Here is a 12,380-nt window from a genome sequence, read left to right as displayed (position 1 = left end):
CGCCGGTCCTTGACCCGGCCGAGTCTGCCGATGACTTGGTGCGGGACACTGATGATCACGGCAACGGTCACAAGGGGTGGCGGACGCCGGTGAGGTGTTCGGACCTCTCCCACAGGCGACGCCATGCTTCGGGGTCGCAGGCTGCCCGGCCGGGACGCACGACCCCGGGCGCGCCCCGCGTCTCGGTCAGTCCGAGCGGTCCGTAGTACTCGCCGCCCCGCGCGCCGGGGTCGGTCGCCGCCCGCAGGCCCGGCAGCATCCCCGTCGCGGCGCTCTGGAGGAGCAGCGGAGCGAATACGGAGCCCAACCCGCGTACGGGGGCCGGGAGGTGGCGGCCCAGGCCCGTTGCGGCCAGTCCGGGGTGGGCGGCGAGCGAGATCAGGTGCGCACCCGACTCCACCAGCCTGCGGTGGAGTTCGAACGCGAACATGAGGTTCGCCAGCTTGGACTGGTTGTACGCCCGGTACCGGTTGTAGCGGCGTCCGCCGTCGAGGTCGGGGAAGTCGGCGCGCCCCAGCCTGTGCAGGTAACTGCTGATCGTCACCACGCGCCCGCGGGGTGCGGCCCGCAAGGAGTCCAGGAGCAGACCGGTGAGGGCGAAGTGACCCAGGTGGTTCGTGGCGAACTGGAGTTCGTGTCCAGCCGGGGTGCGGGCCCGGTCGGCCCACATCACGCCCGCGTTGTTGACCAGCAGATCGATGTGGGAGAACCGGTGGCGCAGTTCCTCGGCTCCGGCCCGCACCGAGGCGGGACTGGCGAGGTCCAGCCGCTGGACCGTCAGGGCCGCCGTGGGCACGCGGGCCCGGATGCCGGCCGCCGCGGCGACCCCGCGGTCCGTGTCGCGCACGGCCAGCACCACGTGCGCGCCTCGCCGGGCGAGTTCCTCCGCCGTGTGCAGTCCGAGGCCGGAGTTCGCGCCGGTGACCACCGCGGTGGTGCCGCTCCGGTCCGGGATGTCGGCCGTGCTCCACGTTCGCCGGGTGCTCATCAGTCGCCCCTTTCCGGGTACGTCACGTCAGTCGGTCCGTGCGGACGTGCCGCGGTAGCCGTCGGCGACGATCCGCCGGGCGGCGTGCCCGTAGTACCCACCGTCCTCGGGCAGCTCGGTGGCGAGGCCGCTGACGTAGCGGTTGTACATGCAGAACGCCGCGGCGATCAGAACGGTGTCGTGCAGGGCGGTGTCGTCCGCGCCCTCGGCGCGGGCCGCGGCGATCGCCTCGTCGGAGACCGGGCGCGCGGCGTTACGGACTTCGGCGGCGACGGCCAGCAGCGCGCGTAGCCGGCCGTCGACCGGCGCGGTGGCGGGGTCGGCCAGGACGGCCTCGACCAGGCCCTGCCCCCCAGGCAGCTGCGCGGCGGCGAAGGCCCCGTGGGAGGCGGAGCAGAACTCGGTGGAGTTGAGCTGGGAGACGTACGCTGCGATGAGCTCGCGCTCCCCCGGGCTGAGCGAGGACGGTGCCCGCAGCAGGACGTCCGCGAGGTCGCTCAGCGGTGCGCCGGTATCGGGACGGTGGGCCATCAGGCCGCTGATGCCGGGGAGTTCGTTGTCGAGTGCGATATGAGGCACGGCTCTTCCTTCCGGGAAGGCGGGAACGGGACGGCGGATCAGGGCCAATACACGTCGTTGACGGCACAGGTGCGGGCGAAGGGCCATTCCACGTCCTCTCCCCCCCTCGCGGCATGCGCCGAAGCCGTGGGGAAGAGGGTGACGAGTCCGAACGTGCCGATGAGGAGGGACAGTCGGGCAACGTGAAGTGCGGTACCCATGCGAGCTCCTAGCGAGGGCGGCGTGGCCGCGGGACGATGAGACCTCGTGATGCTGGGAAGCTAGTGAATCGCACTCGCAGTGGCAACGATATGCCAGACTTTGGCAACTTGCCTGGGTATCAGTCGGACTGTCGGTGGAGTGTGGAGACGGAGCGGTCGGCTCCCGCGATCAAGCCGGCGAGCAGCGACGTCTGTTCGGCGAGGGTCGGGGCGGCCAGCATGTCGCGCACGGGCAGCGCGACACCGAGCTCTCTGTCGATCCTGCGCACCAGACGGGTGATCAGCAGGGAGTCCCCGCCGTGCTCGAAGAAGTCGGCACCCTCCGAGGGGTCCGGGAAGCCGAGCAGGTCGCCCCATTCCCGCATCAGCACCCTGCGGATGTCACCGACGGTCACGGCGGGCCGAGGGGCGGCACGCCGGGCCGAGCGCAGCCGCGAGGCGTGCACCAGCGCAACCTGGTCGCCGAGGTTGCGCCGCGACAGCTCGCGCAGCGACACCGCGACGCCGAACCTCTCGGCGATCCTGCGCACCAGACGGGTGATCAGGAGGGCGTCCCCGCCGCGCGCGAAGAAGTCCGAATGCTCGGTCAGGTCCGAGCGGCCGAGGAGCTCGCTCCACACCCCGATCATGAACTCCCGTACGTCGCCGGGCCGGCCGTCGTCGCCCTCGCCGCTCCCCGCCGCGCCGGGTCCCACATGCCGGTTCCCGCCGGTGACGGCAGGGAGCAGTCCCTCACCGCGCTGCGGGCTCGCCTCGCCTTCCTCCACGAAGGCCGTTTCGCGGACGCGCGCGCGTTGCTGGAGCGACTCGGCAGGACCGAGCTCCGGCTGCCGTACCAGAGCCGGATCCGCCTGGAGGTTCTCGGCCATCAGCTGAGCGTCCTGGGCGGCGAGGAGGACGAGTGGCTGACGGGGCTCCAGCTCCTGGCCGAGCAGGTGCAGGAGAACTCCAACATGAACCTCGCCGCCGAGATCCGGCGGCTCGCGGCGGAGTGCCTCATGCGGGCACGCGGGAAAGTGCGGGACGACGCCGGGGGCTGACGCTGTCTCCGGTTCCGGCACCGACCCCTTCGCGCGGTACTGACGTGCGTTCCTCCTCGGCACTGTCATGGTTGCCTGCCTCCGTTCCTGCGGCTGCTTATACACGCGCACCTCGCGCTAGACACTAAATTGCCAAACTTGTCGATTAACATGGCAACGACTTGCCTACCCATGGGAAACATGCTGGTATGCAAAGTCGGTACCCTTCTCTGACTCCAGGCGGCCATCATGGGGATCATTGGGCTGATCGGCGAGAACGCCTGCCGATGCTCGCGCGATAACGGGATGTTGAGTCGGCATTCTTTTGGCAATAATTTGCCAAAAGATCCCGCGTGCAGGACGTGCCTCTCGTACACGACCGGGGTGCAGCGGAACGGAGGCGTGAGCGGACCACGAACCGCCTCGCCACGAACCCCTCCAGGCGCCTGCGGAGCGGGGGCGGACGCGAGGCCGCTCGCACCCGCGGTCGGCATGCCGGCCGCGGCCTCAGGGGATCCCACCGAGAAGAAAGCCGAGGCTCTGCCGTGAACCACGAGATGTCCCAGCGAGCCCTGGTGGAGGCAGCCGCCGAGGGGCTGCGCCGGCTTGCCGACGACGCGCGGTGCCAGACCGCCTTCACCGCACCCTCCTCTGCACTGCGGGACATGCTCTCCCCTGCCGCCAGGCGCTACGTGCTCGCCCCCGACAGGGCCGGGTTCTTCGAACAGTCCGCACGGCTGCGTGCCAAGGGCTACCGGGTGAGCGCCGAGTTCACCGGCCCCGACCAGGGAGTCGCCGACTCCGCCCGTGCCGAAGGCGTGGTCGAGGAGTACCTGGGGCTGCTCGCCCACGAACCGGCCCCCGACCGGATCGGACTGGACCTCTCCCGGATCGGCCTCGCCCATTCGGCGGAGGCCGCCCTGCGCAACACCGGCCGGATCGCGGCGTCCGGAGCGCTCCGGGGAAGCGAGGTCGTACTGGACACGGACGGCCCCGGCGACGTCGATACCGTCCTGGCCGTCCTGGAAGCGCTGGGCGGCCGGTACGGCAACCTGGGCGTCACCCTTCAGGCACACCTGCACCGCACCAAGGACGACGCCTTAACGGTGGCGGGGCCGGGCCGCACCGTACGCCTGGTGAAGGGCACTTCTCCCGAAGCGTCCGACGTCGCACTGGCGCGGGGTCCGGCACTCGACGACCGCTACCTCGACCTCGCGGAGCTCCTCCTGGACAGAGGAGTCCGGTTGAGCCTGGCCACTCAGGACGCGGAGGTCCTCGCCGCGGCGAAGGAGCGCGGGCTGCTGGAACACGTCCAGGACATCGAGATGCTGTACGGCGTCCAGCCCGAAACGCTGCGCCGCCACCGGGCGGCGGGCCGGCCGTGCCGTATCCACGCGACCTACGGCACGAACTGGTGGCTCCCCTTGATGCGGCGGCTGGCCGACAACCCGCCGATGGTGCTCAGTGCCCTGGCCGACATCGGCCTGGACCGCGGGCCGGCCGGGGCCCCCGCCCACCAGCTGTACTGAGCGGACGGGCCGCGGCCCCGGTCCCGGGGAACCGCCCCCGGTCCGCTGCTCAGTTCCCGGCGGCCGCGAACTGGCCGGGCGTACGGCCCTGGCCCGCCGGTCCGCGGTAGGCCTGTGCGATGTCCAGCCAGCGGTCCGCCTCCTGCCCCGACGCGGAGAGCGCGAGATCGTCACGGTGGCGGCGCCGGGTCACCAGCAGGCAGAAGTCGTGCGCGGGACCGCTGATCGTCTCGGTGGCGTCCTCGGGGCCGACCGTCCACAGCTCGCCGGAGGGGGCGGTGAGCTCGAAGCGGAACGGTTCGGCCGGCGGGGTCAGACCGTGGGACTCGTAGCCGAAGTCCCGGGTCAGCCAGGCGAAGTCCATGATGTTGCGCAGCCGCTCGGTGGGCACTCGGTGAACCCCCAGGGCATCGGCGATGTCCTGGCCGTGGGCGAACACCTCCATGATCCCCGCGCAGCTCAGGACCACGGGCGGCAGCGGGTTGACGAGCCACGGGACGATCTGGCCGGCGGGCACCGCGCCCAGCGCCCCGACGGAGGCCTCGCCCAGGGCCCGGAAACGGGCGAGCAGCTGCTGGGGCGGGAAGCTGTTGAACTGCTTGAGGGCCGCGTTCACCGCCCCGTCGAAGTTCCCGGCCGCGGCGGTGGTGACGGCCTTGAACTCCTCCGGTGCGGCGGCGGCGGTCCTGGCCAGATGGAAGACGAAGGTGAGGTGTGCGATCTGGTCGGCGACGGTCCAGCCGGGTGCGGGAGTCGCGGTGCTCCAGGCGTCGTCGTCAATCTTCTCGACCATCTGCGCGAGCTCATCGATGTCGGTGGCCAGGTGCTTGAGAACGTCTTCGAGCGTGTTCATTTCTCTCTCTCCTTCACACAGGTGTTCCGAAGTCGGGCATGGACTGCCGTGAAACGACCCGCCGGCCGACGGGCTGACGTGCGCGGAGTGCGGCTACGCGGCGCGGACCACGTGGGAGCCGCCCCGGGCGGCGTACGGCGCGAGCGCCTCGGCCAGGGCCTCGGGGATCAGGGTCGGAACGGTCGCGGTGTTGGGGCCGCGCATGCAGGCGATCCGCTGCCGCCCGCGCGCCACCAGGATCTCGCCGCCGTTCTCGGTCACCTGTATGTAGTCGAAGGTGAACTCCAGCTGGGTCTGGCGCAGTTCCGAGAGCCTCATCCGGATCGACAGCTCGTCGAAGGCGGTGATCTCTGCGAAGAACTCGCAGTCCACCTTGAGGGTGAAGAGCTTGAGGTCGTCCTGCACCTCGGCGAGGACGGAGGGCGCCTTCTCCTTGAGGAAGAGCTCCCGGCAACGCCCCTGCCACCGCAGGTAGTTCACGTAGTAGACGTTGCCGACGAGGTTCGTCTCCTCGAAGCCGACGGTGTGGCTGTACTCGAAGTAGTCAGGGGTCGTCGCGGTCATCGGTCTGTACCCTCCATGGTCGTCCGTAGGTTGTCGGGGCCGGTCTGCGCACCGGGTTGCGTGAAACAACCCACTGGTCGCGGGCGCCTCCGGGGCGGCCGCTCGGCTCGGGAGGGAAGCGCGGACGCGGGCGCGCCCGACCGGGCGCGCGTGATCAGCCGCGGGCCGACGGCAGCAGCGGCAGCACGTTCTTGCGGCCGCTCGCCGAGCCGTCGGGGGCCGGCGCGCCGTAGGTGACGGAGATCCCCCGGCGCTGCGCGGCCTGCACGATCCCCGGCACCGCGCGCTCGGCGAGCGCGGCGATGGTCATCGCGGGGTTGACCGTCAGCGCGCCGGGGACGGCGGATCCGTCCGTGACGAAGATTCCCGGATGGTCGCGGAGCTCGTTGCGGTCGTCCAGGGCGGAGGTGTGCGGGTCGTCGCCCATCCGGCAGGAGGAGAGCGGGTGGACGGTGTAGGCGCCGACCAGGTCGTTGGTCCACGGCATGACCTTGGCCAGGCCGTCCTTCTCCAGGATCTCCTTGACCTCGGCGTCCGAGGCGGCCCAGGCGCCCAGGGTGTTCTTCGTCGGCTCGTACCGGAGGTTGCCCCGGCCGAGCATCTGCTGCGAGATGCGGTGGGAGTTGCCCGTCGCCGGCGGCGGGCCGAAGACCCCTTCGTTGTCGTCCTCGATCATCGTGAAGATCGTGAGCCAGGACGCCCACTGCTTCAGGATCTCCTTCTTCTCCTTGCCGAACCAGGACGGTCCGGTGGCACCGGGCACCTGCGCGAGGATCGTGCCGAGACCCGGCGGGAAGTAGAGCTGCTCCAGGGAGTAGCGGGAGTATTCGGGCAGCGAGCCGTCCAGCTTGTCCCAGCTGGCCACGGTGGGACCCTTGCCGATGTGGTTGGCGGCGTAGGCCAGTCCGTCGCCGCGCTCCAGGCCGAACAGTTCGGCCGCCTTCGCCTCGTCGATGACGGCGGTGTTGAGCCGCTCGCCGTTGCCGGAGAAGTAGCGGCCGACCGCCCGGGGCATCGTGCCCAGGTGCGCCTCGCTGCGCTGAAGGATGACCGGTGTCGCACCCGCGCCGGCTGCCATGACGACGATCTTCGCCTCGATGACGCCGCTGCCGGCCTGGAGGCGGTAGTCGTCGTCGTGCACGACGTTGTAGTGCACCCGGTAGGAGCCGTCGGGCGTGCGCGAGAGGTGCTGCACCTCGTGCAGGGGCCTGATGCGGGCACCGTGGGCGATGGCGGCAGGCAGATAGTTGACCAGCAGGGACTGCTTGGCCTCGAAGCGGCAGCCGGCCATCATCCAGTTGCAGTTCACGCACTTGGTGTTGTCTATGGCCACGGCGAGCGGGTTGGCGGTGCGGCCGGAGTGGTTGCAGGCCGCGGCCCACAGGCCACCGGCGTAACTGACGTCGTTCCAGTTCTGCTTGGTGATGGAGAGGGACTCCTCGACCCGGTCGTACCAGGGGTCCAGCGTGTCGCGGCTCACCGCTCCCGGCCACATCCGTCGCCCGATGGACCCCTGCCGGTCGAAGACGAACCGGGGTGCCCGGGGCATGGCGGCGAAGTAGACGACGCTGCCGCCGCCCACGCAGTTCCCGCCGAGGATGCTCATGCCGTCCCCGACCGTGAAGTCGAACACCCGGGTGTAGGAGGAGCCGAGCTTGTAGTCGTGCTCGAACTCCTTGCTCTCCAGCCACGGCCCGCGCTCCAGGACGGTGACGTCGGCGCCTCCTGCCGCCAGGTGGTACGCGGCGATGGCGCCGCCGAAGCCGCTGCCGATGACCAGGACGTCCGTGCGCTCGGCAGTGGTGCTCATGCGGGACTCCCGGTGGACGTGGTGTCGGGGTGGAGGCGGGCGAACTCCCGGCCGTAGCTGTAGTCCTCGAACCGCCACAGGCCGTCCGCGTCCGGCTGCGTCAGGCCCATGGCCTTCAGCCCCGGATGTCCGTCGGCCATCGCCTGTGCCGTGTTGAGGTGCGCTGCCGAGTCGAAGGCCATGTTGCAGAAGAGGGAGAGCAGTACCCAGAACTCCTTCTCCGGGTGGCCGGGTTTCGTCAGCAGCTGGATCAGGGCGGCCCGGTCCGGGTACTCCAGTGCCACGAAGGGCGGCACGGCCGGGTCCAGGGCGAGTCCCCGCTCCGCGGCGTAGGCCTGTGCGTGCTCGTTGACCAGGCGCACCAGGTCGTCCAGGCCGTCATGGATTCCTGTCGCGTCCCATTGCAGAAGCTCCAGGGCCCCCGCCTGGACGGCTCCGCCGCCGGTGGACACACCAGCGATGGCACGGTCGTCGGCGGAGCGCTTCTCGCCCGGCACGATCGTGTCGGCGTAGGCCTCCAGCGTCATGGTCCGGATGTCGCTGTCCGGCGCCCCTCGCTCATTGTCGTCGCGCAACTCGCTCTCCTTTCTCACGGTCCGGAGTGTGATGCCTTGCGGCGTGAAGAAAACTAGGGTCGTTCGACTGGTTCAAGCAACTAGCCAAAGTAGAGGCGAACTTGAAACCGACTCCCCGGAGTTGGCGCGAAGCGGCGACTGGAATTACGCGCGCGAGCGAGGTGCTCACTAGTCTCATCGAACGGATGTCTTCATTCATCACCTGCACGTGGAAATGCTTCTGCACGAGCACCGCATGCGGAAGTGAGCCCTGGCCTCATGTCTTGGGGGAAACGTGAAAAGTGACTCTGCCCAACGCGCCGTGGAACGCTCACCGCGTGTCGTACGGATCGATGAACTCATTCCTGCCGATTCGCCGCGTCTGAGCGGTATCGACCGGGCCCATGTACAGCGCCTCGCTACCGTCTACGCGTCCCTGCCCCCGGTGCTCGTCCACCGGCCGACCATGCGGGTCGTCGACGGCATGCACCGCATCAGCGCTGCCCTGCTGAAGGGGCTGGAGACCGTCGAGGTCACGTTCTTCGATGGCGCCGAGGACCAGGTGTTCCTGCGGTCCGTCGCCGCGAACATCACCAACGGGCTGCCCTTGTCCGTGGCCGACCGCAAGACCGCCGCGGCACGCATCCTGGCCTCGCACCCGACCCTGTCCGACCGCGCCGTCGCCGCGCACGTGGGGCTCGACGCCAAGACCGTGGCGGGTGTGCGGACATGTTCAGCCGCGGGTTCTCCGCTGCTGAACGTACGCACCGGAGCGGACGGCCGCATCCACCCTCTCGACCGTACCGCCGAACGCCTGCACGCCGCCGCGCTGCTCACCCAGGACCCGGCCCTGTCGCTGCGTTCCGTCGTCGAGCAGACCGGGCTGTCGCTGGGCACGGCACACGACGTCCGCCGCCGACTGCTGCGCGGTGAGGACCCGGTTCCGCAGAGCCGGCAGAGCGCGGGCGCGATGCTGGAGGCCGGGCCCGCGAAGAGGCCACGGCCGGCCGGAGCGCCGGTCGTGCCGGGTATCCGCCCGGGCCGCACGGCGACGTCCGCCGTGGCCGGCAGACCGCCGGTGTCCCCCCGGTCCCGGGCTCCGATGGAGGCGCTGCGCAAGCTCTCCCACGACCCCTCCCTGCGCCACTCGGACCAGGGACGCGAGCTCATGCGCTGGCTCCACAACCGGTTCCTCGTCGACGAGGCGTGGCGCCGGCGCGCGGACGTGGTCCCCGCCCACTGCGTCGACTCGATGGCGGAGCTGGCGCAGCACTGCTCCGACGCCTGGCGCCGGTTCGCCGAGGAGATGGTCCGGCGTCGGCACACCTCCGCGGCGGATGTCGCGGAGGTCCGTGCGACTCAGCCAACTCGCCGTTGACAGCTTACTTCGACAGGGAGATACGGTGACCACGAACACCATCGAGAATGCGGTTCGCCGGGTGGTCGATTACATGCATGTCAACCTCGGTCAGAACCTCACGATCGACGACATGGCGCGTACGGCGATGTTCAGCAAGTTCCATTTCACCCGCATTTTCCGCGAGGTCACCGGAACATCGCCCGGACGCTTCCTTTCCGCTTTGCGGATGCAGGAAGCGAAACGACTTCTGGTGCACTCTACACATAGTGTGGCCGATATCAGCAGTCAGGTCGGCTACAGCAGTGTCGGTACTTTCAGTTCGCGGTTCAAGGCCTGTGTAGGCCTTTCCCCGAGTGCCTACCGGGACTTCGGGGGCGTGCAGCCCGGGTTCCCCTCCACCGCGAGCCGCAATACTCCCGTCGCCCAGAACCTCTCGCTGCGCGGACGTGTTCATTCCCCTCCCGACGAGAAACCGGAAAAGGTCTTCGTAGGCCTGTTTCCCGGCCGTCTGCGCCAGGGCAGACCGGTGCGCTGGGTCACTCTGCAGGGCCCCGGAACCTTCGAACTCCGGGATGTGCCTGTGGGTACCTGGCACATCCTGGCCCACTCCGTCCCCGACACCCATGAGCCGCACTCGTTCGGTTCCGAACAACTCCTCCTCGGACAGAGCGGACCGCAGGTCGTGCACCCCGGCGCGCTGTTACGGCCGGTGGACATCCTCCTGCGCCTGGTGAACGCGCTCGATCCACCCGTCCTGCTGGCTCGCTTCGCATCCGATGAGCAGCCGGGGCCGCACGCGCCCCGCTGACGCACCGTCGCCCTGACCGCGGGGGCGCCGCGCCGAGGCCGCACGGTCAGCTCACCGCGTGGACCGTCATCGGCAGCCCCCCGCGCATCCGCAGCGAGAGCATGGGCTCGGCCACCGCCCGGTGGCCGGCGACGGTGCGCAGGTCGAGGTCGCGGGTGACCAGGGCCGTGACGAACACCGCCTCCATCATCCCGAGGTTGCTGCCGACGCAGAAGCGCGGTCCCGCGCCGAACGGGATGTACGCGTACCGGGGCCGGTCGGCGACCTGCCGGGGTCCGAACCGCTCCGGATCGAAGCGCTCGGGGGCGTCCCACAGGCCCGGATGGCGATGCATGATGTACGGGCAGATCAGCACGTCCGACTTGGCCGCCACCGTGTAGCCGCCGACCACGTCGCCCCGCTGGGCAACCCTGGGCAGGATCCACACCGGCGGGAACAGCCGCATCGCCTCCTGCACCACCATGGTCGTGTACGTCAGCCGATGAAGGTCCCCCAGTCCGGGGACGCCGTCGCCGAGGGCGGCACGGGCCTCCTCACGGACCCGGGCACGTACTTCCGGGTGCCTCTCGAGCAGGTGCAGGGTCCAGCCGAGGGTGCTGGCCGTGGTCTCGTGGCCCGCGAGCAGCAGGGTGACCAGCTCCTCGCGCAGCCGCTTGCGGGCCTGCTCGGGTCCCCCGTGCCGCCGGTCGGCCGCACTGATGATCCGGGACAGCGCGTCGTCGCCCGGCTCACCGCCTGCCATTGCGGCGCGGCGGTCGGCCACCAGCAGATCGGCCACCCGGTACAGCTCCCGGCGGGCGCGCCGGAAACGCGCCTGCGGTGGCAGCGGGAGCCAGCTGGGCACCATGCCCTGACTGACCATCTCCAGCATGGCCTGGTCCTGGACCTCCTCGAAGGAGTGCGCGAGCGACTCGTGCGCGGTGAGGTCCGATTCGAGCAGGGTCCGGCCCAGTACGCCGAGGGTGAGGCCGGTGATCTCCTGGAGGACGTCCACGGGCCCGCCCCCCTCGTAGCCGCGGAGCAGGGCGACCAGCTTTGCGGCCTCCTCGGCCACGGCGGACGCCTGCTGGTTGATGCGGCCCGGTTTGAACGCGGGCTGCACCACCTGGCGCTGTTCGCGCCACGTCTCGCCGTCGCTGGTGAGCAGCCCGTCGCCCAGCACCCGACGCGACTGCACCAGGCCGATGCCCTTGTGGTAGTTGTCGCTGTTGTCGGCCAGAACGTGCTTGGCGTAGTCGGGCCGGTTGAAGATGTACAGCTTCTTGGGACCCATGGAGACGCGGACGGCGTCCCCCAGGCCGGCCGCGTCCTTCATCATGCCGAGGCGGTCCACCGCCAGCTTCCTCAGCAGTCCCGGCAGCGCCCGCAGCGGCGGGCCGGGAGGATCGATCCTCATGCCGCCCTGCCTTCGCTCCGGTCCTGCGCGAACCGGCGGAAGCGGCCACCGGAGAACAGCATGCCCTCGTGAAGCGGCCAACGCGTGGCCGTGAGCACTTCGCCGAGGAAGATCGTGTGGTCACCGCCCCGGTAGACCTGCCGCTTCTCGCACTCCAGATGCGCCACCGCACCGGCGATCAGGCGTGCGCCGGACTTCTCGCCGAGCAGCCAGTCCACGGAGTCGAACTGGTCGGCGCCCGGGGGACGCGAGCTGTCCGCGAAGTGCCGGGCCGCCTTCTCCTGCCCGGCCTCCAGCACCGACACGGCGAATGTGGGCATGGCGGTCAGACGCTGGTGCATGACGGCGTCCCTGCCGACGCAGATGAGCACCAGGGGCGGCGAGAGTGAGACGGACGTGAACGAGTTGGCCGTCATGCCCCGGGGCTCGCTCCCGCCGACGGTCACCACGGTGACCCCGGTGGGAAACGTCCCGAACACGCCCCGCAGCTGCGCTCGGTCGTTCAGATCGACGGGCTCCGCGGGCGGAGCGGTGATCGGACTCATTTCTGCCTCCCTGCCGGCGGCCGGGTCCCGGCTCGATGCTGTGCCGACGTGTCGGGGATCGGTGGGGAATCGAGGACCGGCGCGGTCGCCGCACGGTTCGTCACGGCGGCCGGCCGGTCGTCCGGGCCGTCGGCCCGGTGGGTGGCGCCTGGGGTGGAGGTGACCGGGTGCGGGA

14 protein-coding genes are annotated in these 12,380 nt (G+C 70.2%); 4 read left to right on the top strand and 10 right to left on the bottom strand.

Annotated elements, in window-relative coordinates:
* Window positions 1-67: 67 nt before the first annotated feature.
* The 4 genes from F0344_RS34675 to F0344_RS34660 all read right to left on the bottom strand — a co-directional run bounded on the left by F0344_RS34675 (window position 68) and on the right by F0344_RS34660 (window position 2,462).
* Complete coding sequence (locus F0344_RS34675; RefSeq protein ID WP_185303113.1) at window positions 68-988, bottom strand: oxidoreductase; 921 nt, start codon at window positions 986-988, stop codon at window positions 68-70.
* 27 nt (window positions 989-1,015) lie between these two features.
* Window positions 1,016-1,567: a carboxymuconolactone decarboxylase family protein gene (locus F0344_RS34670; RefSeq protein WP_185303112.1), complete on the bottom strand. Its 552-nt coding sequence runs from the start codon at window positions 1,565-1,567 to the stop codon at window positions 1,016-1,018.
* 38 nt (window positions 1,568-1,605) lie between these two features.
* Window positions 1,606-1,767 carry a hypothetical protein gene (locus F0344_RS34665; protein ID WP_185303111.1) on the bottom strand — a complete coding sequence of 54 codons (162 nt, stop codon included), beginning with the start codon at window positions 1,765-1,767 and terminating at the stop codon, window positions 1,606-1,608.
* A gap of 119 nt (window positions 1,768-1,886) precedes the next feature.
* Entirely contained in the window at window positions 1,887-2,462 is a 576-nt protein-coding gene (locus tag F0344_RS34660) for an acyl carrier protein (protein ID WP_185303110.1), read from the bottom strand.
* Between F0344_RS34660 and F0344_RS34655 the strand changes: the two genes are divergently transcribed.
* Together F0344_RS34655 and F0344_RS34650 are read left to right on the top strand one after the other, a co-directional pair.
* Window positions 2,463-2,807, top strand: coding sequence for a hypothetical protein (locus F0344_RS34655; RefSeq protein ID WP_185303109.1), 345 nt, complete (start codon window positions 2,463-2,465; stop codon window positions 2,805-2,807). It abuts the gene before it with no gap.
* A gap of 524 nt (window positions 2,808-3,331) precedes the next feature.
* Complete coding sequence (locus F0344_RS34650) at window positions 3,332-4,315, top strand: hypothetical protein (protein ID WP_185303108.1); 984 nt, start codon at window positions 3,332-3,334, stop codon at window positions 4,313-4,315.
* A gap of 49 nt (window positions 4,316-4,364) precedes the next feature.
* Here F0344_RS34650 and F0344_RS34645 read toward each other — a convergent pair whose 3' ends face one another.
* The 4 genes from F0344_RS34645 to F0344_RS34630 all read right to left on the bottom strand — a co-directional run bounded on the left by F0344_RS34645 (window position 4,365) and on the right by F0344_RS34630 (window position 8,069).
* Entirely contained in the window at window positions 4,365-5,168 is an 804-nt protein-coding gene (locus F0344_RS34645; RefSeq protein WP_185303107.1) for a TIGR03084 family metal-binding protein, read from the bottom strand.
* Between the two features lie 93 nt (window positions 5,169-5,261).
* Window positions 5,262-5,732 carry an acyl-CoA thioesterase gene (locus F0344_RS34640; RefSeq protein WP_185303106.1) on the bottom strand — a complete coding sequence of 157 codons (471 nt, stop codon included), beginning with the start codon at window positions 5,730-5,732 and terminating at the stop codon, window positions 5,262-5,264.
* Between the two features lie 154 nt (window positions 5,733-5,886).
* Window positions 5,887-7,542 (bottom strand): FAD-dependent oxidoreductase, encoded by a 1,656-nt coding sequence (locus F0344_RS34635; RefSeq protein WP_185303105.1) that lies wholly within the window; start codon window positions 7,540-7,542, stop codon window positions 5,887-5,889.
* Window positions 7,539-8,069 (bottom strand): DUF5987 family protein, encoded by a 531-nt coding sequence (locus F0344_RS34630; protein ID WP_185303182.1) that lies wholly within the window; start codon window positions 8,067-8,069, stop codon window positions 7,539-7,541. The genes F0344_RS34635 and F0344_RS34630 overlap by 4 nt, the downstream gene beginning before the upstream one ends.
* Window positions 8,070-8,418: 349 nt before the next feature.
* Between F0344_RS34630 and F0344_RS34625 the strand changes: the two genes are divergently transcribed.
* Window positions 8,419-9,474: a ParB N-terminal domain-containing protein gene (locus tag F0344_RS34625; RefSeq protein WP_185303104.1), complete on the top strand. Its 1,056-nt coding sequence runs from the start codon at window positions 8,419-8,421 to the stop codon at window positions 9,472-9,474.
* A 25-nt stretch (window positions 9,475-9,499) separates the two neighbouring features.
* Window positions 9,500-10,264 (top strand): helix-turn-helix domain-containing protein, encoded by a 765-nt coding sequence (locus tag F0344_RS34620; protein ID WP_258050344.1) that lies wholly within the window; start codon window positions 9,500-9,502, stop codon window positions 10,262-10,264.
* A 46-nt stretch (window positions 10,265-10,310) separates the two neighbouring features.
* Here F0344_RS34620 and F0344_RS34615 read toward each other — a convergent pair whose 3' ends face one another.
* Both F0344_RS34615 and sgcE6 read right to left on the bottom strand, forming a co-directional pair.
* On the bottom strand, window positions 10,311-11,660 hold the full coding sequence (locus F0344_RS34615) for a cytochrome P450 (RefSeq protein ID WP_185303102.1): 1,350 nt from the start codon (window positions 11,658-11,660) through the stop codon (window positions 10,311-10,313).
* A complete protein-coding gene (sgcE6, locus tag F0344_RS34610; protein WP_185303101.1) occupies window positions 11,657-12,205 on the bottom strand; it encodes an NADH-dependent FAD reductase SgcE6 in 549 nt (182 codons plus the stop codon). Before sgcE6 ends, F0344_RS34615 begins: the two co-directional genes overlap by 4 nt.
* Between the last annotated feature and the right edge of the window lie 175 nt (window positions 12,206-12,380).

The sequence above is a fragment of the Streptomyces finlayi genome, assembly GCF_014216315.1.
Lineage (GTDB): Bacteria > Actinomycetota > Actinomycetes > Streptomycetales > Streptomycetaceae > Streptomyces > Streptomyces finlayi_A.
The sequence above is the reverse complement of the archived record's forward strand: the minus strand, read 5'-3'. Positions and strand labels throughout refer to the sequence as shown.

Excerpts from the sequence above, each read along its gene's own strand:
- F0344_RS34675 (WP_185303113.1), bottom strand. The coding sequence starts at position 988 with ATGAGCACCCGGCGAACGTGGAGCACGGCCGACATCCCGGACCGGAGC.
- F0344_RS34665 (WP_185303111.1), bottom strand. The coding sequence starts at position 1,767 with ATGGGTACCGCACTTCACGTTGCCCGACTGTCCCTCCTCATCGGCACG.
- F0344_RS34655 (WP_185303109.1), top strand. The coding sequence starts at position 2,463 with ATGCCGGTTCCCGCCGGTGACGGCAGGGAGCAGTCCCTCACCGCGCTG.
- F0344_RS34645 (WP_185303107.1), bottom strand. The coding sequence starts at position 5,168 with ATGAACACGCTCGAAGACGTTCTCAAGCACCTGGCCACCGACATCGAT.
- F0344_RS34640 (WP_185303106.1), bottom strand. The coding sequence starts at position 5,732 with ATGACCGCGACGACCCCTGACTACTTCGAGTACAGCCACACCGTCGGC.
- F0344_RS34635 (WP_185303105.1), bottom strand. The coding sequence starts at position 7,542 with ATGAGCACCACTGCCGAGCGCACGGACGTCCTGGTCATCGGCAGCGGC.
- F0344_RS34630 (WP_185303182.1), bottom strand. The coding sequence starts at position 8,069 with ATGACGCTGGAGGCCTACGCCGACACGATCGTGCCGGGCGAGAAGCGC.
- F0344_RS34615 (WP_185303102.1), bottom strand. The coding sequence starts at position 11,660 with ATGAGGATCGATCCTCCCGGCCCGCCGCTGCGGGCGCTGCCGGGACTG.
- sgcE6 (WP_185303101.1), bottom strand. The coding sequence starts at position 12,205 with ATGAGTCCGATCACCGCTCCGCCCGCGGAGCCCGTCGATCTGAACGAC.